Origin of the sequence: Psychrobacillus sp. FSL K6-4046 (assembly GCF_038624605.1) — a bacterium.
Classification (GTDB): domain Bacteria; phylum Bacillota; class Bacilli; order Bacillales_A; family Planococcaceae; genus Psychrobacillus.
The window spans coordinates 1,108,721-1,132,306 of the sequence record NZ_CP152020.1; the positions used below are offsets into that span (position 1 = coordinate 1,108,721).

20 protein-coding genes and 2 pseudogenes are annotated in these 23,586 nt (G+C 38.4%); 16 read left to right on the forward strand and 6 right to left on the reverse strand.

The annotated features are described in order from the left end of the window. Window positions 1–360 precede the first annotated feature (360 nt). The 4 genes from MKY09_RS05350 to MKY09_RS05365 are packed head-to-tail and all read left to right on the forward strand — an operon-like array spanning window position 361 to window position 8,261. On the forward strand, window positions 361–1,839 hold the full coding sequence (locus tag MKY09_RS05350) for a TIGR02677 family protein (protein ID WP_342567791.1): 1,479 nt from the start codon (window positions 361–363) through the stop codon (window positions 1,837–1,839). After that, window positions 1,839–2,987: a TIGR02678 family protein gene (locus MKY09_RS05355; protein WP_342567792.1), complete on the forward strand. Its 1,149-nt coding sequence runs from the start codon at window positions 1,839–1,841 to the stop codon at window positions 2,985–2,987. Before MKY09_RS05350 ends, MKY09_RS05355 begins: the two co-directional genes overlap by 1 nt. Beyond that, a complete protein-coding gene (locus MKY09_RS05360; protein ID WP_342567793.1) occupies window positions 2,984–7,027 on the forward strand; it encodes a TIGR02680 family protein in 4,044 nt (1,347 codons plus the stop codon). Before MKY09_RS05355 ends, MKY09_RS05360 begins: the two co-directional genes overlap by 4 nt. Continuing rightward, entirely contained in the window at window positions 7,020–8,261 is a 1,242-nt protein-coding gene (locus tag MKY09_RS05365) for a TIGR02679 domain-containing protein (RefSeq protein ID WP_342567794.1), read from the forward strand. The genes MKY09_RS05360 and MKY09_RS05365 overlap by 8 nt, the downstream gene beginning before the upstream one ends. A gap of 267 nt (window positions 8,262–8,528) precedes the next feature. Here MKY09_RS05365 and MKY09_RS05370 read toward each other — a convergent pair whose 3' ends face one another. Beyond that, window positions 8,529–8,795: a hypothetical protein gene (locus MKY09_RS05370; RefSeq protein ID WP_342568273.1), complete on the reverse strand. Its 267-nt coding sequence runs from the start codon at window positions 8,793–8,795 to the stop codon at window positions 8,529–8,531. Here MKY09_RS05370 and MKY09_RS05375 point away from each other — a divergent pair. Continuing rightward, window positions 8,770–8,925 carry a helix-turn-helix domain-containing protein gene (locus MKY09_RS05375; RefSeq protein ID WP_342567795.1) on the forward strand — a complete coding sequence of 52 codons (156 nt, stop codon included), beginning with the start codon at window positions 8,770–8,772 and terminating at the stop codon, window positions 8,923–8,925. The two genes, MKY09_RS05370 and MKY09_RS05375, sit on opposite strands and share 26 nt — an antisense overlap. A gap of 31 nt (window positions 8,926–8,956) precedes the next feature. On the opposite strand, the pseudogene MKY09_RS05380 reads toward MKY09_RS05375, so the two are convergent. Together MKY09_RS05380 and MKY09_RS05385 are read right to left on the reverse strand one after the other, a co-directional pair. Beyond that, a pseudogene (locus MKY09_RS05380) lies at window positions 8,957–9,224 on the reverse strand (class I SAM-dependent methyltransferase); the annotation flags it as partial. Window positions 9,225–9,592: 368 nt separating this feature from the next. Beyond that, window positions 9,593–10,106, reverse strand: a pseudogene (locus MKY09_RS05385) (2OG-Fe(II) oxygenase); the annotation flags it as partial. Window positions 10,107–10,539: 433 nt separating this feature from the next. On the opposite strand from MKY09_RS05385, the gene MKY09_RS05390 reads away from it, so the two are divergent. After that, window positions 10,540–12,372 (forward strand): DUF262 domain-containing protein, encoded by a 1,833-nt coding sequence (locus tag MKY09_RS05390; RefSeq protein WP_342567796.1) that lies wholly within the window; start codon window positions 10,540–10,542, stop codon window positions 12,370–12,372. Between the two features lie 95 nt (window positions 12,373–12,467). On the opposite strand, the gene MKY09_RS05395 is transcribed toward MKY09_RS05390, so the two are convergent. Further along, complete coding sequence (locus tag MKY09_RS05395) at window positions 12,468–13,109, reverse strand: 2OG-Fe(II) oxygenase (protein ID WP_342567797.1); 642 nt, start codon at window positions 13,107–13,109, stop codon at window positions 12,468–12,470. A 314-nt stretch (window positions 13,110–13,423) separates the two neighbouring features. Here MKY09_RS05395 and MKY09_RS05400 point away from each other — a divergent pair, with 314 nt between their 5' ends. Beyond that, on the forward strand, window positions 13,424–14,851 hold the full coding sequence (locus MKY09_RS05400) for an excalibur calcium-binding domain-containing protein (protein WP_342567798.1): 1,428 nt from the start codon (window positions 13,424–13,426) through the stop codon (window positions 14,849–14,851). 311 nt (window positions 14,852–15,162) lie between these two features. On the opposite strand, the gene MKY09_RS05405 is transcribed toward MKY09_RS05400, so the two are convergent. After that, window positions 15,163–15,723 (reverse strand): GNAT family protein, encoded by a 561-nt coding sequence (locus MKY09_RS05405; protein ID WP_342567799.1) that lies wholly within the window; start codon window positions 15,721–15,723, stop codon window positions 15,163–15,165. A gap of 518 nt (window positions 15,724–16,241) precedes the next feature. Between MKY09_RS05405 and MKY09_RS05410 the strand changes: the two genes are divergently transcribed. From MKY09_RS05410 to MKY09_RS05450, 9 genes are all read left to right on the forward strand, one after another. Next, window positions 16,242–16,433 carry a helix-turn-helix transcriptional regulator gene (locus tag MKY09_RS05410; protein ID WP_342567800.1) on the forward strand — a complete coding sequence of 64 codons (192 nt, stop codon included), beginning with the start codon at window positions 16,242–16,244 and terminating at the stop codon, window positions 16,431–16,433. A gap of 2 nt (window positions 16,434–16,435) precedes the next feature. Further along, the gene (locus MKY09_RS05415) at window positions 16,436–16,864 is read left to right on the forward strand and encodes a hypothetical protein (protein WP_342567801.1); all 429 of its coding nucleotides are present in this window, start codon (window positions 16,436–16,438) and stop codon (window positions 16,862–16,864) included. Window positions 16,865–17,029: 165 nt separating this feature from the next. After that, a complete protein-coding gene (locus MKY09_RS05420; protein ID WP_342567802.1) occupies window positions 17,030–17,866 on the forward strand; it encodes a hypothetical protein in 837 nt (278 codons plus the stop codon). A 154-nt stretch (window positions 17,867–18,020) separates the two neighbouring features. Then, the gene (locus tag MKY09_RS05425) at window positions 18,021–19,379 is read left to right on the forward strand and encodes a spore germination protein (protein ID WP_342568217.1); all 1,359 of its coding nucleotides are present in this window, start codon (window positions 18,021–18,023) and stop codon (window positions 19,377–19,379) included. Beyond that, entirely contained in the window at window positions 19,372–20,466 is a 1,095-nt protein-coding gene (locus MKY09_RS05430) for a GerAB/ArcD/ProY family transporter (protein ID WP_342567803.1), read from the forward strand. The genes MKY09_RS05425 and MKY09_RS05430 overlap by 8 nt, the downstream gene beginning before the upstream one ends. Then, window positions 20,463–21,569, forward strand: a complete 1,107-nt coding sequence (locus tag MKY09_RS05435; protein ID WP_342567804.1) for a Ger(x)C family spore germination protein — start codon at window positions 20,463–20,465, stop codon at window positions 21,567–21,569. Before MKY09_RS05430 ends, MKY09_RS05435 begins: the two co-directional genes overlap by 4 nt. A gap of 227 nt (window positions 21,570–21,796) precedes the next feature. After that, window positions 21,797–22,531, forward strand: a complete 735-nt coding sequence (locus MKY09_RS05440; RefSeq protein WP_342567805.1) for a glucose 1-dehydrogenase — start codon at window positions 21,797–21,799, stop codon at window positions 22,529–22,531. Between the two features lie 80 nt (window positions 22,532–22,611). Further along, window positions 22,612–22,749: a hypothetical protein gene (locus MKY09_RS05445; RefSeq protein WP_342567806.1), complete on the forward strand. Its 138-nt coding sequence runs from the start codon at window positions 22,612–22,614 to the stop codon at window positions 22,747–22,749. Between the two features lie 130 nt (window positions 22,750–22,879). Then, a complete protein-coding gene (locus tag MKY09_RS05450; RefSeq protein WP_298468891.1) occupies window positions 22,880–23,107 on the forward strand; it encodes a hypothetical protein in 228 nt (75 codons plus the stop codon). A 196-nt stretch (window positions 23,108–23,303) separates the two neighbouring features. Here MKY09_RS05450 and qoxD read toward each other — a convergent pair whose 3' ends face one another. Then, complete coding sequence (gene qoxD / locus MKY09_RS05455; RefSeq protein ID WP_169359920.1) at window positions 23,304–23,585, reverse strand: cytochrome aa3 quinol oxidase subunit IV; 282 nt, start codon at window positions 23,583–23,585, stop codon at window positions 23,304–23,306. Window position 23,586 lies beyond the last annotated feature (1 nt).

The window sequence follows — 23,586 nt, forward strand, 5'->3', positions numbered from 1 at the left end:
AAGCCATAAGAATAAAAGCAAAATAAAAGTGATTAGCATTTGTTATAAAAAGTTTGCTATTCTATTACCAAAAAACAGGTGGAGCATCTTCCCTAGAACGACAAGTTATTATAAAATGAGTTTAGTTAGGTATTTGAAATTTGGAAATGTTAGACTTCCACATTGGACTATATACTATAATATAATTTAGTTTTAAAACCCTTGTTGCTCAAGGGTTTTTTCTATATAAACCAGTGAAGGGGCTACAATTCATCCACTATAATGGAAATTCACCTTATGATATATTGGCTTTATTTAAATAGTTAATAGTTTATGCACTTGATACTATACATACAAATACATAGGAGAGTAGGTTGGTAAATGAATTTCATGATGAAGGCAGTTATAGAGGCATCTTATTTAACGGCGCAGTCAGCGGCACAGTACCGAACGATCCTCCGGTATTTTTATTTGCAGCATGAGAAAATGCGGGATTTTATAACACCAGAGGAAGTGTTGCAGCATTTGTGTACAATTCCGCAGTTTGCTGATTATGAAGAGGAGCAGTTGCATCAGCAGTTGACGCAGCTTGTGAAGTGGAATAACTTAACGGCACGACAGGACATGACAAATGCCCGCACGATTGAGGAATATAAGAAGAAGCGTTTTCGCTATCAACCGACGCCGTATACGATTGAAATTGAACGGATGCTGATTGAGCTGGAGCGTAAGGTGGATGACACCTTCAAAGGGTCACTTGAACGCTCGCAGTTTGAACGTTTGCTAGAGGTATTACAAAAGCTAGAAAATCCACCAATGACACCGGATGCTTGCATGCATGTATGGGAGGATTTATTGCGTTATTTTAAAACGATTCGTACGAGCACAGCCGATTATATCGCCTATATTAATAGTGAAAAGACAGATCAGCGAATGCAAACGGAGGCTTTTCTTGTATATAAGGCTCAGTTTACTAATTATTTGCGTGACTTTATCGTGTCTTTGCAGCGTACTTCCATTCAAATTATTGAGCTACTGCATAAGCATACGAATGCGAAGATGCAGCCGTTTTTTAAGCTGCTCATTATTAAGGAAAAGTCGATTCCGAGGTTGGAGGATGTGTCCAAAAAGGATGAGGAATATATGGAGCAATATGCAGCTTATTTTTATTCGATGAAGCGCTGGTTTTTAGAAATCGAGGGGCAAAAAAGTGAGCTAGAAATGCTGCAGTGGCAAACGAATGAAATGATTCGTCGTATTACGCGCTATGTGCAAAGGCTAGGCGAACGCCAGCATCATTTTAAAAGCCGTCGTAACGATTATTTACATTTAGCTAAGTGGTTTAAAGGGTGTGAAACGATGGAGGAGGCCCATAAAGTTTCGGCCATCGTGTTTGGAGCTATGCAGGTGAAGCATGTGCAGTTAAAAACCTATACAACGGATGATTTGCATGCGGATACGTGGAGCGAGCAGCCGGAGAAGGTGACGATTAAGCCGCGGACGAGTAAATACCGTGAAAAAACAAAGGCAACTGGCACCGAATTACAAACAGAGAAGAAGCGAGAACAGCGGGCACTATATTTGAAGGAACGTCAGGAGCAGGAGCAGGCTGTAAAAGATTATTTCAAAGATGGGTTTGTACAGCTTTCACAGTTAGAGCGGGTGGAACCTTTTATGCGTAAACTATTGCTTAGTTGGATGTCAAAGGCGCGGACGAATAAGGAAGGGTTTGTAACGACAGAATCTGGTATGCTGCTGCGTGTGAAACTGTTAAAAGAAAAGGTTGTTATGCGAGCGCAAGATGGCGATTTACATATGCAAGATGTTATTTTTGAATTGGTTGAGGAGGGACAAGCCTGATGGACGAGCGTTTTGATGAGAAGGCGATACAAGGACTCGATTATTTATTGCATCATTTTTGGGTGCTGCGTAAAGAAGAGCCGGTGATGTATCAGCTGATTCGTGAGCGGCAAAAAGTGCTGCAGCGTTATGTGAATGACAAACTAGGATTACAGATACATGTGCGCCAGCATTTTATAAAACTTGAAAAGGTACCGATTCACCCGGAAAGCTGGATGGGGATTCAAGATTTTCAGACGCCGATGGATTATATGATTTTTTGCTATGCACTTGCATTTATCGAAGAGAAGAGTATCGAAGAGCAGTTTTTGCTGTCGGAGCTATGTGAGGAAATTCGTGCGATTAGCGACGAGCTGGATGAACTAGACTGGACGCTCTATCAGCATCGTAAGTCATTAATTCGGGTGATGAAGGTGCTTGTTGATCTGCATTTAATCGAAACGATAGATGGGGATGTGCAGCACTTTGATCATCATGAGGAACAGGAAGTACTGTATGAGGTGACGATTTATAGTCGCTATTTTATGCGGGTGCACCCAGAGGAGTTTACAGCGGTTGAAAATGCACAGCAGCTATTGTCCATGGAGCATACATATACAAATGAGGATGAGCGACGAAAGCGAGTATATCGTCAGCTATTTACAACGCCTGCGATGTTCAGAAGAGACAGTCAAGACCAGGATTTCGCCTATATTCGAAATTACCGCAACCGCATTAGTGACGACATTGAAAAGCATAGTGATTTAAAGCTACATGTGTTTAAAAATGTGGCCTTTTTATCGGTGACAGAGCCCAAAAGATACTATGAGCTATTTCCAAATACGAAGTCTGTAACGGATATTATTTTGCAGCTTTCTAACTATTTACATGCTCATTTAGAGGAGTATAGACCTCAGGAAAATGGCAATATTGTGTTGACGGAAGGCCAGTTAAATGGAATTTTAGAAGAACTTCGAGAAGAGTTTGGTGAAGGCTGGGCGAAGCTATATCGTGAAAAGTCTATTGCTGGGGTACGCCAGGATGTTGTAGAGGAAATGGTGAATTGGCGTATGGCTTCTCTGGAGGAAGGGTTTATTGAGCTTCATGCATTACTTGGTGTACTTGCAGGGGCATATCCATCAGATTATAAGAAGGAGGAATATGCATGAACAAATGGCAAATAAACCGAGCAGGGCTGCTAAACTTTTGGTATTACGATGATGAAACATTTGAATTTGAAGATGGGAAGCTGCTTTTGCGCGGGACGAATGGCTCTGGTAAATCGGTGACGATGCAAAGCTTTATTCCGGTCCTGTTAGATGGACGAAAAACACCGGACCGCTTAGATCCATTTGGTTCAAAGGCCCGTAAGATGAGCGATTATTTGCTTGGGGAAGAGGAAATTACGAATCGCGAGGAGCGTACAGGCTATTTATTCATAGAATATAAAATGAAAGGTACAGAGCAGTACGTGACGACCGGGATTGGTATGCAGGCGCGTCGCAAAAAGGATTTGAAGTCGTGGTATTTCGTTATTACGGATAATCGCCGAATAGGCTTTGATTTTGACTTAGCGCATCGCAATAAAACAGAGATTATTCCGTATTCACACAAGGAATTGCAAAATCGGATTGGGGTCGGTGGGGTTGTAACTGATTCCCAAAAGGAATATGCAGAGCTTGTGAATAAATATATTTTCGGCTTTGAAACGATGGAGGCATATGAGGATTTAGTGAAGCTGCTTATTCAGTTGCGCGCTCCGAAGTTATCAAAGGATTTTAAGCCGACAGTTATTTATGAAATTTTAGAGTCAGCATTACCACCTTTAACGGATGATGAATTGCGCCATTTATCGGATACGATTGAGAGCATGGACCAGACGCAGCAGCAATTGGAGCAGCTGACACTAGAGTTCGAGGCGAATCAAAAGATTTTGAAGCGCTACAAAACATACAATGAGTATATTTTAGCAGAGCGGGCGGACCGTGTAGTAAAGGCAGAGCAGCGTTTAGCTGATGTGGAAGCGAAAAAAGCAGAGCAGACTCAGCATTTAAACCAAGCGACGCAAATGGCTCAGCAGCTGGCGGATGAGCAGATCACCGTAAAGCGAGATTTAGAAGTAGCTGAAAAGGAAAGAATCTCTCTTTCGAAGCATCGAGTATGGGATTTACAGGAGAAGCTAAAGGAAAACGAGCAGTCACTAGAAAGAGTTGTTTTAAATATCGAGAAACAGCAAAAGCGTAAGGATGCGGCTGAAAGTAAAAGAATTCATTTGTTAGATAATAAACGCAAGAAACAGGAAGAGCTAGAGATGAAGGAAGCAGAGCAGCGAGCAATCTTACAGGAAATGCTTACTTTAGCGACAGATACAGATTTTACAGCTCATGCTTTAAATGTAGATAGCTTGGCACGAAACTCTGTGCAATTGGACTATTGGGAGCGAGAAATCTCAGGACATAGGGAGAAGCTGCGCCAAGTGGAAAAGCTTGTGACAGAGCATAGTCACTTACAGCAACAAGATAAGGAGCTTGAGCGCAAATCCTCTGAATTTAGCAAAGAAATTGATAGTAAGCAAAAGGAGTTAGACCAGGCACAGCATTGGTTTAATGAAGAGTTACATCAGTTAAAAACATCTATTTTTGCATGGATGCAAGAGTACGAGAAATTGGATTATTCGACTGAGGAACAACAGCAAATCTCTCATATTTTAGATCAATTATATGAAAAGACTACTTACCGTGAGGCAATGAATATTTTAAATAGTGGTTTGAATACCTACCGCGGTGAATTAACGGCGGAAAGGAAAGAAAATGAAAAAGCTCAGCAGAAAATTCGCGAGGACATTTGGCTGCTGGAGGAACGGGTTGAAAAATTACGTGCTGAGGAGCTGGCTGAGCCAGGGCGTATGCAAGGGACCATTGCATTCAGACAGCAGCTTACTGAGAAGGAAATTCCGTTTGTACCGTTTTATGCGGCAGTGGAGTATCAGGCGCATGTGACAGACCAGCAAAAAGCGAGGCTGGAGGCGGTGCTTTCAGCGACAGGTGTTTTAGATAGTCTCATTTCTTCCGAGGTATTTGAGGTACAGGAGGATTCGCTTTTAATTCCCAATGCCCAGCTGTTAGGCTACACATTAGCAGATTTCCTTCAGCCGGATGTAGAGGTAGAAGGAATTACTCCTGGATTGGTGGATGAAATTTTACGCAGCATTCCGATTGATGAAAACGACGGTGCATTTTCAGTAGATGAGCGCGGCTTTTACCATCTAGGAATTGTGAAGGGGCATGCACCAGAGCAAGGACCTTCCAAGTACATCGGCCGAACGTCTCGTAAACGATATCAGCAGGAGCAAATTGCCATAACAATGGAGAGCATTTCGCAATTGCAAAATGAACTGCTAGAGCTGCAACAGCATTTGGCAGATTTAAAGCAATCTTTTGAAGTAACGAAGGAATGGGAAGCGGCAATTCCAACAGATCAAACGCTTCATGATATTCATACTGAAATGCTTGGGACGAGTACTCTACAACGTATGTTAAAAGAAGAGTGGAGGAAAAACGACGCCAAATGGAATGAAGTGCGCCAGCAATTAAAAGTAGTGCGTCAAAAGCTGCATCAAGCACAGGACATGCTAAACATAGCTCAAACAAAGGAAGCCATTAACGAAGCACTACAATTAATGGATGAGTACCTCAAAGAATTCAATAAATTGCGCCGGACATTAATTGAGCAAATGAATGCAAAAACAAGAGTGGAAGAATTACAGCATCAACTGGAGGAATTAGAGGATACATTAGCGGAATATCAAGATGAGCTAATTGAATCTCAAAACAAGCAGGCGAAGCAAGAGGCAGAAATCGAATCTCAAAAGCAACAGCTTCAGCTTGAAGGTGCGGATGAAATCCAGCAACGAATTGCGCAGTTGCAGGATGTATTAAGGCGTTTAAGAGAGCGAGATGACAAAATCCGCACTGATTTACCACGTAAGGAATCGGAAATGGAAAGACTGAAAGTAGAGCTTGAGCGCTCTACAAGAGAAGTGAAATTTGCACAGCTCCTGCTACAGCAGTGGCAGCGAGCATTGCAGAATGAGCTTGATTTAGAATTTGTTCCAGTAGATAGCCATGTGGCGAAGGATATTTTTAGCCAATTAAAAGATAGGCTTCAGCAGCTGGAGCGTTCCAAACTGCAGGAGAGTTTATCGAGAGTTATCCAGGATGAAATGAATAACTTAGCGGAATATCATGTTAGCAGCTATTTAAAGGAAACTGAAATGCTTGAAGAGCTTGCAGAGTTGGATGACGAACGATTAGAAGCGTTCATTCAATTGAAAGGTCGTCGTATGATCGAGTTAGAATATCGGGGGCAGCGTGTAAGCCCTTATACGATTGAACATGCGCTAAATAATGATTTAGAGGAGAGCCGTCATTATTTAGATGAACAGGACCGTGAGTTATATGAGGATATTATTGTTAACTCTGTTGGTCGTATTTTACGTCAGCGTATTGCCCGTGCAGAGCAGTGGGTCAAGCAGATGGATGAAATTATGGCCAAGCGGGATAATTCCTCTGGTTTAATTTTCTCTGTAAGCTGGAAGCCGCGTACAGCCGAGGCTGAGGATGAACTGGATACGAAGGAGCTTGTGCAGCTTCTTCAACGTAAAAGTAATTTTTTAAGTGATACCGATTTGCAAAAAATTACGAAGCATTTCCGCTCGCGTATTGAAAGCGCAAAGGAAACCATTGGCTTACGTAATGAGGGGAACACATTGCATCAAGTGCTAAAAGAAGTGCTGGATTATCGTAAGTGGTTCTCGTTCGTGCTGTCTTATACACGCCAAAACGAAACGAAAAAAGAGCTGACGAACAATGCGTTTTATAAGTTTAGTGGAGGTGAGAAGGCGATGGCGATGTATATCCCATTGTTTACAGCTGCTTATTCGCGATATAAGGAAGCGGATGACATGGCACCGTACATTATTTCTTTAGATGAAGCGTTTGCAGGTGTCGATGAGCAAAATATTCGAGATATGTTTGAGGTAGTGGAGCAGCTTGGCTTTAATTATATTATGAACTCACAGGTCATTTGGGGGGATTATGATACGGTATCGAGCTTGGCAATTGCAGAGCTTGTTCGACCAAAAAATGCCGATTTCGTAACCGTCTTAAATTATATGTGGAATGGTAAGGAACGTGTGTTAATTGAATAGATTAGCTGCATTTGAGCATAAAGCATTTGTGAAGCTGTTTCAATTGTTCAAGAAAAAATATTATTCGCTAGGTGCTATGCGTGGAACGATTTCTTTGAAGGATTTCACTGCTGAAGAAATCGAGGAGATTGCTGGCTTTTTAGGTGTACCCTTGGTGCATCTAGCAAGAAAAGGTTCGTTGTCTCTAAAGCAGTTTGAAGAGCAGTTAGCGACATCAGCTTTTGCAAATATTTCATTAGTAGAACTTGTGGAAGCAATTTTAAAGGAGAAGCTACAGACGAAGGAGCAGGCGTTAGCAGAAAAAAACACAGCAGAAGCCGACTTTGTGGATCGGTTGCGTGATATTTTAGTTGATTGTCCGAGGTGGTTTGCGCAAATTGAAAAGCGCACCTCGGATAGCCGTTTTATTTGGCAGTTGCAAGAAAGTGTTTTACCAGAAATAGAGCGGGTTGCACAAGCTGTCCTTCAGCGTTTAGATGAAAATGTATTTGAACGGCTACCGATTTTTGCACAACGTACGACGGGAAATCCACATGCCTTTGATACGAACACTTTAGCAGGTAAGCTGCTAGTGCATGCTGCCTTTAGTCTGAGCGATGAGGAAGTGGCATTTCCGAGAACGACTGAGGAACGTGTCGATTTACTGGCGAAGTTACAAATTGTCCAAGATGACTTGTGGAATTTTGTCACATGCCAAGGCTTCCACGGCTATATAGGTGAAACGGTACATCCTGTTTGGCAAGCAGCGGTTGAGACTTGTAGCGCGTTGAATATGCCGATGCGTGAGCTCATGAAGGTTAACCGAGTGGAACCAAATGTAGGTCGGCATGTATGGATTGTTGAAAATTCAAGCGTTGCTTCTACATTAATGGATCTCAATCCGAATGCACCGATCGTTTGCACACATGGTCAACTTCGAATGGCAAGCTGGCGATTGTTAGATTTAATCATGCAAGACGAAGATGTTGTGCTGCATTATTCAGGGGATTTGGATCCGGAAGGGTTACACATTGCGCAAAAAATTGTGAAGCGTTATCCAGGGCGCGCTGAGCTTTGGCATATGGATGAAAAAAGCTATATGCTAGGAAAGTCTGAAGAACTGCTACCGAATGAGCGGTTATTGAAATTGCAAAAGGTAGAAATTTTGCCTACGGTTGTTGAAAGAATGAAAACCGATCAGCGTGCTGCATATCAAGAAGGTTGGCTGCATTTGTTGCTAGAGGATTTACGATAAGTTTGAATTTTTGGTACCAATCCAATTTCCAGTTTTCGCTGGAGTTAGTAATGATAATTCAAGGAGGTCAGTTATGGTCAGAAGAACATGAAATATAAAAAGATGTGAACTGGGAGATCGACCAACAGGCATATATCATTCACAATGTTCCTGTAAAAGTATATGAAGGCGATAGTAATAATCGTACTTATGATCCAGACATATAACTAAAGCTGTTGTTGCTTAAAGAATTAATGGAGTCGAATGAAATCCCATTCGATTGATTTTTCAAAAGCGAAAGAATTTATTAGAGCCAGTTACTATTAAATCCATAGTAATTGGCTTTTTCTTGAAGAATAAGAAGAAAGGATATGATACTAATTTAATATTGTTTAGCTCCATCGTCTTGCCCAAATGATCCGTAAACATCTGAATCCAGTACAGAAAAAGAAAGTACAATCTAGATAACAGGCTGCCTAAAACAAACAAAATCATTTTGCCAATTTGTAGCTTGATAAAAATATCCAATATGACCCCATCCGCCATAGTCTGCATACGTTCCATCCGGGTAATTACAGAACGGTTGAAAAGAAGTCCTTCTACTATTTCAAGGGAGTTACATCGATATTCAAACTGCTCACCAGAAGAGGTGCAAGCTCGTTACCAAGTTAATAAATCCAACTGAGGCGCGAAATCTAAACTAACTCCTGCACTTTTTGTGGTTCTCCACTATTATAAGGTATTTGAAAGTGTGAATAAACTTCGGTCACAAAGTATCCACCTGGTTTTACTCCCTCCTTTACTCCACTAAGTGTTTGCATACATAATTCTTTCGGGAAATGTCCAAAAACTACAGACAATTTAATCCCAATGATTAGTTCTCCACTGAGCTTCATTTAAGTCAACAAGTTCAGTTTTTACGGTTGCCCCTTTTGCTTCGGCAAGCTTTTTTGTTTTTTCGAAACTCGATTCTGCATAATCCCAAACCTAAAACAATGAAAACCCATTTCATAGAAGATCTAAGTGGGGATGGGATTTGGAATGATGATTATGAAGCTTTTTTCGATAAACGTGCTGAGAAAATAAGCAAAGAATTAGAATAGAGAATTATTCCTCAGAAGTTAGGAGTTCAACATCCTTAATTACTTGTTAGGAAATATATTTCATTGTATAGATAGATCTATGGAGGTACTAAAGCTGGTGGTCTTGCTTTTAAGATTTTAAGGAAGAGTAAATAAAATTTTTAAGAAGCTGATATAACATAGTTGAGTTAATGGTTGCTAAGCGAGCTATACTCAAAGAAAAAAACACACTGTTTTACAAAAGAATAACAGTGTGTTCTTTTTTCTTTTTCATCTTACCTTCTGCTTCCTCATCCACTGAGTAGCAACCCACTTCTCACCAGTAATCACTGGTGCTCCACCATGCAAAGTCAATTCATTTAAAGTTTGATCGTTATAGAAGTACTCGAAATAAACGGCCATCCCTTTCTTAGGTGTTACTGTGAAATTCAGCTTAGGAAAAAAGGTTTCTCCGCCTTCTTCTACATCATTTAAGTACATGACGAGCGTACTTATTCTATTATTCTTTGTTGCTTTGCTTGTTGCTGAAATCAAAATGGGCTTTATATTCTTGACTAGGGGTATACTGAAGGATTTGTAGGCCTTCTCTGTGTTCGATAGGTATATTCATAACAGCTGAGATTCTTTTTTCGACTCTAGCAACAATCGTGTTTTTATTTTCTTCGATGAACGTAACACTACTTGTTCTCTGCTCATTTACTTCGCGTGTTGCTCCAATTTTGGATCGTTTCATTCGGTTTTTAGACAACCGGATGAGTTCGTCACACTCTTCGTAATTTAGCAGAAGCTATCCATTTTATTTTAGCGTTTACACCGTTCATACTAAGAAATCATATGATTTTATACAGTATCAAAACCCTTGGTATTCAAGTTTTTTCTATTTGTCTGTATCATCTAGTTTCAATGAGTTTCAATAGAACGTAGTCAAAGAGTAGCCACGAATTATATCCAGATATAGCTAGAGGGTTAGACATTATAATTGAAAGCTTATAATTCTGTTTTCCTAGTTATTGATTAAAATCCTTAAATTACTTATTAATATGTAAAGTATGTGCAGTAAAATAGTAATAACTTGAGAATCAAATTTTTTGTGAAAATATATCCCTACTCTCAAGCATCGATGAGTAATGTAATCCATATTTTTATCTTAAATTTCGCGAAAAGGATAATTAGTCGAGTTTGCAATGAGGTTAGCTTGGTTTAAAGGAGAAAAAGAAATGACACAGATAACAGGGAATGCAATTATAGTCCGTACACTTTTCAACAACCGATATACGGTCCAGTATTACCAGCGTGAGTATAATTGGGAACGGAAACAAATTGAAGAATTAATGGAAGACTTAACGGGTGAATTCTTGGAGTTTTACCAGCAAGGTGACACTCAAAGGGATGTTATACGATATGGGAGCTATTTTTTAGGTCCTATCATCCTAACCAATGATAATGCTATTATAGATGGTCAGCAACGTCTTTCTTCATTGACATTGTTACTTATCTTTCTAAATAATTTGCAGAAAAACTCTACTTATCCAAAAGTGAACATTGATAACTTAATTTATTCGGAGATGTATGGACAGAAAACCTTTTGTATCAATGTAGAAGAGCGAGAATCCTGTTTAGCTGGATTTTTTGATAATGGAACATACGATATTACTAACGAAACATCGGAGAGCGTTATTAATCTATATAATCGGTATAAAGATATTGAAGAACTTTTTCCAGTTGAAATTAAGGGAGAGGTACTGCCAGTCTTCATTGAATGGGTAATTGATAAACTTGTTTTCATTGAAATAAAAACTACTTCTGAACAAGATGCTCATAGAATTTTTGTTACAATGAACGATAGAGGCCTAAGACTTACTCCAACGGAAATGCTTAAAGGCTACTTACTTTCTGAAATTAATGACAACAGTGTGAGAAATAAGGCAAACGATTTATGGAAAGAAAGGGTTTTGGCATTAAAAGAGATGGACAAAGATGGAGATACAGACTTGATTAAAAGCTGGCTCAGAGCACAGTATGCTGATTCTATCAGGGAAGGGAAAAGGGATTCTGATAATAAGGATTTTGAAATTATCGGGACAACTTTTCACAAATGGGTTAGAGAAAATAAATTGCTTATAAATTTGGAAAAAAGTTCAGACTTTGAACGTTTCATTGTAAAAGAATTTAATTTGTTCTCTAACATCTATCTTCGATTAAAGAATTACTCCAATAACTTTAATAAAGAATACGAATATGTTTTTCACAATGCTGATAGAGGATTTACCTTGCAGTATCAAATCATACTTGCATCGATTGATAAGGATGATACAACAGAAATTATCAATAAAAAGATAAAGTTAGTGTCGTGTTTTATTGATCAGTTCATAGCGATACGAGTATTTAACTTTAGAACAGTGGATTATTCTTCTATAAAATACACCGTATTTAATCTGACAAAGAAAATTAGAAGAAAAAGTGTTGATGAACTTGTAACTATTTTTAAAGACTATATATCTGGAATGGAGCAATCTTTAGAAGGGATTGATAGCTTCTATCTGAATCAATTTACAAGAAGATATATGCTTCATATTTTATCTAGAATGACCTACTACGTAGAATATAATTGTGGGATTAACAGTAGTTTTACAACCTATATTAACCGTCAGCAAAAGAATCCTTACGATATTGAGCATATATGGGCAGACGATTATACTCAAGATAATTATCAAAGCGAATTTCAGACAGAAGAAGAATTTAAAACCTTTAGAAATCGCTTTGGCGGTTTGTTGATTTTGCCAAAAGATAAAAATAGAAGTTATCAGGATATGGAATACAGTAAAAAAGTTATGAAGTATGATAGTGAAAATCTATTGGCAAGATCTTTAAATTCTCACTGTTATAGCAATAATCCTTCGTTTTTACGATTTATACAGAATACCAATTTGTTATTTAAACCACATCACAATTTTAACAAAGCTGATTTAATTGAAAGACAAGAGTTATACAAAGAAATTTGCAAAAATATATGGAGTATTGAATTGTTTGATAAGATTGCTAATTCTTAAGTAGAGCGTTATTAAAAAGGTGTGGTTAAGTGAGGATTATCCAATCACTTAACCACACCTTTTAATATGAAAATTTCATTTCAGCCAAACCAATCTCATCTAACCTTCTGCTTCCTCATCCACTGCGTTGCAACCCACTTCTCACCATTAATTACTGGTGCTCCCGCATGTAGGGTCAATTCATTTAAAGTTTGATCGTTATAGAAGTACTCGAAATAAACTGCCATCCCTTTTTTAGGGGTTACGGTAAAGTTCAGCTTAGGAAAAAAGGTTTCTCCGCCTTCCTCTACATCGTTTAAGTACATAACGAGGGTACTGATTCTATTATTGTTTGCTGCTTTGCTTGTTGATGAAAAGAAATCAAAATGAGATTTATACTCTTGACCAGGGGTATACTGAAGGATTTGAAGGCCTTCTCCGTGTTCGATCGGTATATTCATGACAGCTGAGATTCTTTTTTCGACTCTAGCAACAATTGCGTTTTCATTTTCTTCAATGAACGTACCACTGCTTGTTCTCTGCTCATTTACTTCGCGTGTCGCTCCAATTTTGGATCGTTTCATTCGGTCCATTGATAATCTGATTAGCTCATCGCACTCTTCGTGGCTTAACATATTTCCTAAAACCACTACTAATGGTTCCTCTAATCTAGCAACTATATCAATCTCTCTATCTGTCGTTATTTTATGTCCCACGTGATCAAAAATCGTTTGCTCTTTCTTTTCCGTTATTAACATCACAACACCTCTTCATCTATTTATTTTTGTACATATTTCATTTATATGACTAAGATAAAAATGTAATTTTATTACTTTTTATGGAATAAATTTTATTTAATTTTATCATATAATTTTTATGAATCTAAAATTTCAGAATATTTTATAGTGATTATTTTTTTAGATAGATTAATGGTAAAGGGAGAGGAAATATTTACTGTAAGGGACAATTTGTTTGTGCCAAAGGGTCTAAATAAATTTGAAAATTACATAAACCTCTGAATTTGGAAAACCCGTTTATAATAGAAAATGATATTTTAGACGGAGGTACATGTATGCAGAAGTGGATAGGAAATCGACCAACATTAGGTCAGAAAGCCTTAGTGACGGTGTATGGAAAAGTTCTAGAGCAGGCACGACATACCGTTATAGATTCAACGGATACTGTCTTAAAAGTGATAGAGGCGGAGTTTGATAAGAAAAGTGGTAGAGATGTAAAGGGAGTATTGGTATTAACAACGACCTCTATTCTATTTCTTTCTAGAAGTGAAAATACGGTATATACATATAATCAAGTGAATGATTTTCGTGTTCAGAAAGATGGCAATGATAAAAATGAGTGGCAATTAAAATTGAGTATCGGGTATACGCCACGTATATTTGATGATATTAAAATTAACGATGACAGCAAGGAGTTTATTGAAATCCTTGAGCATATTGTCCATCACAAATCAGCCAATGTACTTACGACAGTTACCCATAATTTTGATAATTTCTTACACGCAGATAGATTAAATGATTTGCGATCTAATAACGTGAAAATAACAGCATTTGTTATGAAGCGTGATAATCTTGGTCATGCGAAAAATGGAGAAAGACTGCTAAGAGAAAAACATAGAGATGCGAAGCTAATTGCGGAAGGCTACTATCAAAGCACAAAGAAAAAGGGCAACTTTGTTTTAGTAGAAGATACGGATATTTTAGTTTATGAATATGACGATAAGGAACGAACAGCAACTTTAATGAATAGATGGCCTTTTACGTTCTTTTCTCATGCAGTCGTTGATCAGTTTGCGATGAAAACTGTAATAAGCAGAGAAGAAGGAGAGTTAGTTTTAACTAGCTCGGGTAAGAAGTTTGTTGGGCTTTTAGTGGATGCTAAAATAGCTTTCGAGTCAAAAGAGAGAAAATGGTATCAGAAGGTGCTTGGCTTCCGCAGTGGGAAGTGGTGGAAAAGAGCAGTTGCCTCGTTTATGTATGTATTCGGCTTTATAATCATTCTTGCAATGATTTTTGGAGAAGACACTACAGAAACAGACGCTATTACTCCAGATACGAAAACAGCTGATGAGCAATCCAATAAAACAGATGCTGAAGCAGAGCGTTTAGCAGAGGAGCAGCAAAAGCAAGAAGAAGCAGATCGACTAGCTGAAGAGCAGCGCAAGCAAGAAGAAGCGAATCGTTTAGCAGAGGAAAAGGCTAAACAAGAAGAAGCAGAACGTTTAGCTGAAGAGCAACGAAAACAAGAAGAAGCAGATCGACTAGCTGAAGAGCAACGCAAACAGGAAGAAGCAGAACGTTTAGCAGAGGAACAACGTAAGCAAGAAGAGGCTGCCCGAGCGGAAAAAGAACGAACGACTAATGTATATTATAAAAACTGTAAGCAAGCTCGAGAAGCTGGTGCCGCACCAGTTCATCAAGGAGAACCAGGGTATGGTAAGCATCTTGATCGTGATGGAGATGGCATTGGTTGTGATAGATAATTTTCGGAAGTAATTTCTAAACTATAGAAGAGAGTATTTAAACGATTGTCGTTTGAATACTCTCTTTTTATTGTTGGCAATCAGTAACCTTCCACTATAACACCAGTAACGAAAACCTGAGTATCCTTATGTTATATTGGTTAAATAACAATGATAGGCAACAAGCTACCAAGGCATCCAAAAGCCAGGGGTAGATCATATATCAAATCTGTCGCCAGCTATCCAAATCAATCAGCATCATACAAACAAAAATCCGCGTTCGACGGTAGGGACAACGCACTCGTTAATTGAATAAGAACAACTTATATTAATTAGACTTGAGTATTTTTCCAATCTGTTCTAAGTATACCCATAGTACAAATATCGTGATAGCTTCCAAACCTGAATAGTTCTTCTCTTAAAGTTCCTTCCAAGAAAAATCCGCATTTTTCATATGAAGCAATTGCTCTTTTGTTATAACTAAATACTTGAAGTTTCACTTTATTTAAATTCATATAATTAAAAATAAAGTCTATCAATACTTTCATTGAGTCGGTTCCATAGCCCTTCCCTTGGTAGTCGGCTCCTATAGATACACCAACGTGACAAGTACCGTTTTTCCAATTCACTGCGTAAACAGATATTGTACCAATAAAGATTTTTTCATCTTTAAGTTCAATCCCAAATATATATTCATCCTTTTCAGGATTTATTTCACTAAGGAATTTTTCATGGTCTCTTTCTGTAGGTGGAAATGGTATTTCATCATTCATTAGTAACCGACTTTCCATTAAATCTTCCATTGCAAAGTAATCTTGATAATCCTCTTTTGTAATTTTACGTAAAGCGACTTTGTCTCCCTTTAGAAACCTTTTACTATATTGATTTATCATTTTTATTTCCCCCAAATTTAGTGCAGGGGTTAGTAGTAAGGGTTATTCTACTGAACCCTTGCGAAGTTTTTGTTGTTTTAAACCTTTTAAAACCTCTAGTGCAATAGATGCCATCATGAGTTCATCTCCCATTTATTAAGATAATGAAAGTGTATATTAAATTACTATTTTATTCAAATGTATCTTCAGACTTTGAGTCTCTGTATTGACTTCCAACAATAATATATTGTGATTCAATTTGTATACTTTTGCTAGCTTTATAGAAAAAGCTGTACTTGCTTATTTAGACTCTGAACAATGGAAAAGTGCTAAGTAGATATTTCTAGATGGTGAAGATGATTGGTGAATAGACTTGAAGGGGCTTTTATTTTGTAGGGAAAGTAATATGATGTTCGAAATAGTAAGGATAAATTCATCACCTCTTCCTTTCTCAGGATAACCTTGACATTCCAAACTACTAAATGTAACATATAAATTACAAATGACAGATATACATTACATTCAACTCGGAGGCATTTATGGTTAATCGTATGAAAATTGCTCGGATGGAAAAGGGCTTAACGCAATCTGAGCTAGCAAGTAAAATTGGGGTAACTCGTCAAACAGTGGGGTTGATTGAAAAAGGGGATTATAATCCAACGTTACAATTATGTATTGCGATTGCGAAAGAGCTGGATCAAACATTAAATGATTTATTTTGGGAGGAATAGAGATGCATATATTACAATGGCTTTCGACGGATGAATATAAACAAAAGGTGATTTCCAAGATATTAGTAGAGGGGGCAATCCTTCAATTTATCCTTTCCTTTGTTATGATTGCTGTCTATCTATTTACAGACATGGAGCCTCTATTTTTACTGCTGATCCCTTTTGCTGTATTTTTATTTTATTCTTTAGCTAGGTACATATTTTCAGGCATTGAATTTGCAAATGTCTTTACAGAAGATGAGATAAAAGCTGCTAAAAAGCGGAATCTATTAAGCTCCATAGCCTTTTGTGTAGGGATGAGTCTTCTCTCTATTTTAATGGGAAGATCGATGCTCGATAGTGTGATGGTTCCCCTCATTGCTGGGATACTATGGTTCGTGATGAATTCTATCTCTCTTAGAAAGTCTGTTCAAAAGAATGCCGACTTATAAACGTAGATCACACTCCTGTTTCCATTGAGATAGGGGTTTTTTTATTTGTAAAAATTGACAAAGGTGAGCGCTGATAGAATAATAGATGGCATGATACCATCGGCTATAGGTTGGTTGGAGGAAAAAACTCTTTCAACGTACCAAAATTTAAAGGACTGATTTTAAATGATGATGCGCAAATATGTTCTCTATCTCATTTTCGTTTGTTTTGTTGCTTTTTATATTCATCAGCCGTTATTTGGATTAATCCCTAATGCAGTTGTAGGCTATATACAGGATAAGAAGGAAAAAGAGAGGTTAGCTGAATTTTTAAAGGACTATCAAAAGGTGGATGTAGCGCATGTGACCATCTACTACATGGATTTTGATGCGGAGCTATTGCAAACGACGAAGGTCGCACTAGAGCGGGGGATTGAGCTCAACAATGAAATACTAGGACAGTTCAATGATTCGGTCGATTTAATCATTTTTCCTAATAGAGCTGATCGGATTAATTTGTTTGGCATAGGTCATTTTATAAATAATAATGATAATCCTTATTATAATACGGTAAATATATTTCCAGCGGATCGAGAGGAAATCTTTCCAGACATGGCACCAGCTGATTTACTATACAAAAATGTGATTCATGATTATACGCAATTTGTAATTAACCAGAGATTGGATGAGCTATCGCTATCTGCTAGCTATATTCCTACTTGGTTCATTGTAGGGGTGGGGGAGTATATTAGTAACGTTGGTAAGGAGACACCTCCTTTGGATGCGGAAGCAGTTCGTTTAAGCTCTCTTAATTCCAAAATAGCTGGACTTGGAGATGGTGATGAAAACGCCAAGTATAATGGCTATGTTCAGTCCCACTTAACGATTAAATACCTTGTAGATGAGTTTGGTCCTGGCAATATCAATGAAATTCTTATAAAAACCGAAGAGGAAAAGAGCTTTAATAAGGCTTTTGCCACTATGACAGGAATCGAATTGTCTGCTGTACCAGATATCTATTAAATGATAAACATCCGTTCATGGAGCACTCTTGCATTAGAGTGCTTCATACGGGTGTTTTTTTGATGCTGAAGGCTTGGTACAACGGTTAAAAATGTCTCTTCTCGGTTACCCTAAATGTACTAAATGAACGTGGAGGTGTAACAGATTGGATAACATGGCAAAATCAAATCCTCCTACATTGATGGATGAGCTATCCAAAAAGTTTGAGCCTTCTAGTGATATCATGCTGAAGCCCTTGCAGATTGGTGATAACAAGGTTTACCTCTTTTATTTGAAGACAGTGGTAGACGGCAATAAACTCCACACTATCGTAATTAAGCCATTTTTTGAAATGAAATCTAATGAAAGCTTTCAGTCCTATATCGAATCGCTACCAGAGCAGGTTGAGATGACGTCAGGAGAAGAGCTGCAGATCAAGCTGACAAAAGGTGCTGTCCTCGTTTCTATAGAGGACCGGTTTTATCTGCTGGATATTAAGCTGGTCAACTCAGATGCTGTACAGCAAACTCTGATCGAGCCGACTGTTTATGGTCCACAGTTAGCGTTAAGTGAGGATTTAGATACAAACCTGAACATCATTAGACAGCGGTATCATGCGCCTACCCTGATGATTGAAATGCATGATATGAAGGAAAAGTCACGTCCACAGGTTTCGATTATGTATGATGAGAAGACAGTGAAAAAGTCTGTTCTACGTAATATTAAGAAAAAATTAAACAGCTTAGAAGCTCCACTTATCCAATCAGCGGGAGATTTGCAGCTGCAGTTGAATGGCTCTAAGGTTTCTCTTTTTCCGACGTTAATATTGACGGAGCGCCCTGATCGGATAACCTATAATCTTGCAGCAGGAAAGGTTGTACTGATGATTGATGGGAGTCCACAGGCAGTAATAGCTCCTATTGTATTTTTTGACTTTATGGTGTCTATGGAGGATAGCTATCATACCTTTTGGATTACTACCTTTACGTTGGTGCTACGATATTTGGGCTTAGTTATTTGTTTGGTGTTACCTGCTATGTATGTAGCGGTTACGTCCTATACACCAGATGTCCTACGAACGGAGCTTGCCCTCACGGTAGCGGGGAGCAGGCTTGGAGTTCCCTATCCCTCCTTTGTCGAGGTAATTTTCATGCTGCTATTTATGGAGTTTCTAATAGAGGCAAGTATGCGTCTGCCTAAGGCAATCAGTGCAACAGCTACCACAGTTGGTGGTTTAATTCTAGGTACTGCTGCTACAGAGGCAGCCTTAACCTCTAACATTATGATTATCATCGTCTCGGCGGTTGCCATTACCAGCTTTGTTATTCCCATTAGTGAGATGAGCTTCGCTATTCGGATCTGTCGTTACTTGCTCATTTTCTATACAACGCTTTTCGGCACGATAGGCCTCATACTAGGAGCGCTAGGGCTTTTGATGTTCTTAACCAACAAGCGAAGCTTTGGAGAGCCTTACTTAAAAATGTATTGGAAAGGTGAGAAAAAGGAAATAGGGGTGACAACAAAAAATGAATAGGTATCTGTATTACTTCATCATTGTCACGATGGTCACCAACATCATTGCGTCTGTCCCGAGGATTTTAATGGGAGAAAGTAAAAATGGCGTAATCCTTTCCATGGTCATTGCCGTCATTGTTGGACCGATTCTGGTCAGTGTCCTTGTAAACCTTTTTCGTCACTTTCCGAATATGTCCCTTCCTGAAATTCTAAAGAAAAGTACATCTAAATGGTTTTACTATCCGGTGTTACTCTACTTTGCAATTTCCTGGTATCTGGCAGGTCTAATAACACTTGTCACATATGTCCTGCTTTTTAATACGTTTATTTCTTCGGAGACCTCCATTGTCATCACGACTCTTGCATTCCTAATTATCATTTCCTTTGGGATGCTGATGAAGGAAAAAAGTGTTCTTTATACAACCGAGATAGTATTAGTTATGTTCCTACCTATTATTTTCTTTTTAATCATGAAAGTATATACCGATCCTCGTTTGGAATGGGATTATATCAAGGTAGCCGCCACCCATATTCAGGAGCTACCAAGCTATAATGCAATTTCGGCAGCTGCCTTTATTTTTATTGGTGTAGTAAATTTGTCAATCTTTAATAAATATATGAATTTTAACAAAAAGTTTGGGTTAAAACATATGCTCCTCCTAGCACTTGCTGGAGTATTTACTCTCTTTACAACGTATTTTGTTCCGATTGGCTTTAATGGCTTTGAGCAAATTGAAAACTTCACCTTCCCTTGGGTGACAACGAGTGATGCTGTACGTTTGAAATTTGGAATAATTGAGCGTCTCATCTTTATTTTTTTAATTGTCTTTTTAGGGGTGGCATTTATTAGTCTGCTCATACATTGGCACGTTTCTCTCAAGCTATTTGAAAGTATTGTTCAGATAAAACGATTGAAATGGAAGGAAATAAACCTGACTTCCTACGTGCTTGTTATTATTTTTGGAGTAATCGGGATTCTTGTAACGAGGCAAATTAGCGAATACGAGCTATTGAAGCTTACCCTCTTTTTTTATAATATCCTCCCAATCTTTTATGGTATTTTAATCGGCAGTCTACTCATCGCTAAGAGGAGGTTAAAGACATGAAGCTAAATATTAAACTTCTTATAACAACTTTAGGGATGGCTTGCTTCCTTACAGGCTGTGGTTTTAAAGATATCGATAATCGGATATTCGTGACAGGAATTGGGATTGATCCTTCCGAGAAAGAGGAAGGTAAATATAAAGTAACACTGAAGCTTGCTATCCCAGTTTCGACCATTCAGCAGGAAAAGGAGCCCAGCTATCAGTATTTGGTTCATGAAGGCGATAATATAGAAGAGGCTGTCCGCATATTGGAAACACATACCGACAAGACGCTTGAATTTGGTCATACTAAAATAATTCTCGTCAATGAAAAGCTCTTAGAGGGTGATATTAAGGAGTTCATGGACTACCTTTTCAGAAGAGGTGATATTCAAACGATTGCCTGGGTCGGTGCAGCGAAACCAACTGCTGAGGAAATACTACGAACGGAGCCTAAAGGCGAATCCGCAGTCATTTCACCTCTCTCTAAATTTTTTGGGAATGTAGGCACCGAAAGCCCTTATATTGTCTCTACGTACTTATATGAATTTAGAAGGAGCTTTTATAGTGAAGGTATTGACGCGGTTCTACCAATCGTCGAGTCCAATGAGTCAGGCACTCAGCTGATTGTAAATAAATCAATCATCGTAAAGGAAAAACAGGATTCATATCATTTATCCTCTAACCTCACTAGTGATTTTAATGCCCTTGCCAATAATATAGGCGGTTACAGTGTCAAATTGGAAACAGATGAATTAAATTTAGTACTGAATCTAATTGATGTAAACATGAAATACAAAGTAGTTAAAAAAAATGATCAGCCTTCATCTATTAAGGTCGATGTTAAAATGTCTGGTGTAGTAAGCCAGTCCAATAAGAGATTGAATGTGGAAAACCTAGATGAGTATAGTAAGCTAGCCACCAAGGAAATAGAGACGCGGTTAAAAGAGCTATTTACTACGTTACAAAAAGAAGAGCTAGATCCTTTTGGCTTTGGACTTAAATATAGAACCATGCAGCTGTACGAGAAGGACATATTTGATAAATGGAAGCAAGCTTATCCTAACCTACCATTTGACTTGACTGTTGATGTCTCCTTAAAAAGCACGGGAACGATTCAATAGATACTGTGTGATTAATATCATTGCTCATGTACGTTCAAGTAGTATATATTGAACTTGAGCAGTAGTTATTTACATTAGTGAAGGTATTTTCTTAGTTAAATGGCTAAGACTAATACAGTATTTTTGACATTATAGCATCTCTTTGGTTTTGAAGAAAAGAGGGCTATAATAGGATTGTAATCGTTTTCATTTATTAATAAAAAATATGATTCTTGGAGGAATTTATAATGGGACGTTTAACAGATAAAGTAGCTATTATTACAGGTGGAGCACGTGGAATGGGTGAATCACACGTACGTACGTTTGTTAGAGAAGGCGCGAAGGTTGTTTTCACTGACCTAAACGAAGAAGGCGGACAAGCGCTAGCAAAAGAATTAGGAGAAAACGTATTGTTCGTCAAGCAAGACGTAACAAAAGCAGCTGACTGGACAACTGTGATCGAGGAAACAGAAAAAGCATTTGGCCCAGCTAACATTTTAGTTAACAATGCAGGTATTAGCCTGTCCACTCCTCTAATGGAAATGACAGAAGCGGATTACCGTAAAATCGTAGACATCAACCAAGTATCCGTATTCCTTGGAACAAAGGCAGTTGTTCCTTCTATGGAAAAAGCTGGTGGTGGCTCAATCGTGAACATCTCTTCCATGAACGGATTAGTTGGCGGAGCAGTTGGATACACAGACACTAAATTCGCAGTACGTGGTATGACGAAAGCTGCAGCTCTACAATTAGCTCACCTTGGCATTCGCGTGAACTCAGTGCATCCAGGCGTCATCGAAACACCAATGGTTAGCCAAGGAGATGCAGTGGAGCTTATTAAAGAGTTCGCTAAGCACATTCCACTTAAACGCGTAGCCCAATCAGAAGAGGTTTCTAACCTAGTCCTTTTCCTAGCATCTGACGAAGCAAGCTACTCAACAGGCTCTGAATTTGTCATCGATGGTGGATTGACTGCACAGTAATAAATGATAAAGAGAACTCTCCAGTAGCTTACTGGGGAGTTTTTTTCTGTTTATGCATACGCTAGGGGGCATATCATTCGGTGACCGACCGATTATCTGGCTGGACCGACCGATTATCGTGCTGGACCGACCGATTATGGGGAAGAACCGTCCGATTATTTCGGAAAACCGACCGATTATCGGCACAAACCGACCGATTCAATGATTTAGAAGTCTAACCTCAAACTAACTCTTTCATTAATAAAGCCAAACCCTTCTTCACAACCAGTTTGTTCACATTTCGGACAAAAAGTATTGACAAAAATGTGAACGAGGTGAATAATAATAGTTAAGAGGGGTGTATTTCAAATGGAATCATACGTAAAAATGTTACACGCTACAAAAGTTGTAGGTGCAGCCTTGTTAACTATAGGAATTGCTGTCTTTTTATATGGAACATTCGTAAGTGAATATAGCACGGTAATGGGCGTTGGTATCGGAATCGTCATGGGAGCAGTTTTCACATTTATCATCGGCATGATATTGGTTGCTTCAGAGGAAATGATCTCCAAACAATTGAAAAAAGAGAGTATCTAAACAAGAGATGCTTGTAAAGGTATTTAGAGGATCCACTCTAGATGCCTTTTTTTCATGAGTAAAGTGGAGCTTGGATATTTATTTCTAGGATCTATTTATGTCATCAGCGCTTATATCTTTGTCTTACCTATGGTCCTTTCCCACACTTAAAATTTACAAATAAAAAAAGAGCGCCTAATAGACGCTCTTTCTTTTATTACATATCCCACACCATAACGAGTAACGTACCTAAAATCGTAAATAATGCGAGCAACAAGCCATAATACACATTGACGTAAATGGATTTTTTGTCTTCCGATTCACCGGCATGCATGAATACGACAAGCTGTAAGCCAGCCTGTGTAAACGCTGTTAGTAGTAAGACGGTCATTCCAACTCCGAATGACATATCCATGAAGTACACCAACAGTGCTACTGCTGTAAGCACTAATGAAAACGCAAAGCCCATTACTTGTTTAAGAGGGAATAATTCTTTCATA

What these genes read in the sequence shown, in the direction of transcription:
- MKY09_RS05350 (WP_342567791.1), top strand. Translation starts at nt 361, where the DNA reads ATGAATTTCATGATGAAGGCAGTTATAGAGGCATCTTATTTAACGGCG.
- MKY09_RS05355 (WP_342567792.1), top strand. Translation starts at nt 1,839, where the DNA reads ATGGACGAGCGTTTTGATGAGAAGGCGATACAAGGACTCGATTATTTA.
- MKY09_RS05360 (WP_342567793.1), top strand. Translation starts at nt 2,984, where the DNA reads ATGAACAAATGGCAAATAAACCGAGCAGGGCTGCTAAACTTTTGGTAT.
- MKY09_RS05375 (WP_342567795.1), top strand. Translation starts at nt 8,770, where the DNA reads ATGACCCCATCCGCCATAGTCTGCATACGTTCCATCCGGGTAATTACA.
- MKY09_RS05370 (WP_342568273.1), bottom strand. Translation starts at nt 8,795, where the DNA reads ATGCAGACTATGGCGGATGGGGTCATATTGGATATTTTTATCAAGCTA.
- MKY09_RS05390 (WP_342567796.1), top strand. Translation starts at nt 10,540, where the DNA reads ATGACACAGATAACAGGGAATGCAATTATAGTCCGTACACTTTTCAAC.
- MKY09_RS05395 (WP_342567797.1), bottom strand. Translation starts at nt 13,109, where the DNA reads ATGTTAATAACGGAAAAGAAAGAGCAAACGATTTTTGATCACGTGGGA.
- MKY09_RS05400 (WP_342567798.1), top strand. Translation starts at nt 13,424, where the DNA reads ATGCAGAAGTGGATAGGAAATCGACCAACATTAGGTCAGAAAGCCTTA.
- MKY09_RS05405 (WP_342567799.1), bottom strand. Translation starts at nt 15,723, where the DNA reads ATGATAAATCAATATAGTAAAAGGTTTCTAAAGGGAGACAAAGTCGCT.
- MKY09_RS05410 (WP_342567800.1), top strand. Translation starts at nt 16,242, where the DNA reads ATGGTTAATCGTATGAAAATTGCTCGGATGGAAAAGGGCTTAACGCAA.
- MKY09_RS05415 (WP_342567801.1), top strand. Translation starts at nt 16,436, where the DNA reads ATGCATATATTACAATGGCTTTCGACGGATGAATATAAACAAAAGGTG.
- MKY09_RS05420 (WP_342567802.1), top strand. Translation starts at nt 17,030, where the DNA reads ATGATGATGCGCAAATATGTTCTCTATCTCATTTTCGTTTGTTTTGTT.
- MKY09_RS05425 (WP_342568217.1), top strand. Translation starts at nt 18,021, where the DNA reads ATGGCAAAATCAAATCCTCCTACATTGATGGATGAGCTATCCAAAAAG.
- MKY09_RS05430 (WP_342567803.1), top strand. Translation starts at nt 19,372, where the DNA reads ATGAATAGGTATCTGTATTACTTCATCATTGTCACGATGGTCACCAAC.
- MKY09_RS05435 (WP_342567804.1), top strand. Translation starts at nt 20,463, where the DNA reads ATGAAGCTAAATATTAAACTTCTTATAACAACTTTAGGGATGGCTTGC.
- MKY09_RS05440 (WP_342567805.1), top strand. Translation starts at nt 21,797, where the DNA reads ATGGGACGTTTAACAGATAAAGTAGCTATTATTACAGGTGGAGCACGT.
- MKY09_RS05450 (WP_298468891.1), top strand. Translation starts at nt 22,880, where the DNA reads ATGGAATCATACGTAAAAATGTTACACGCTACAAAAGTTGTAGGTGCA.
- qoxD (WP_169359920.1), bottom strand. Translation starts at nt 23,585, where the DNA reads ATGAAAGAATTATTCCCTCTTAAACAAGTAATGGGCTTTGCGTTTTCA.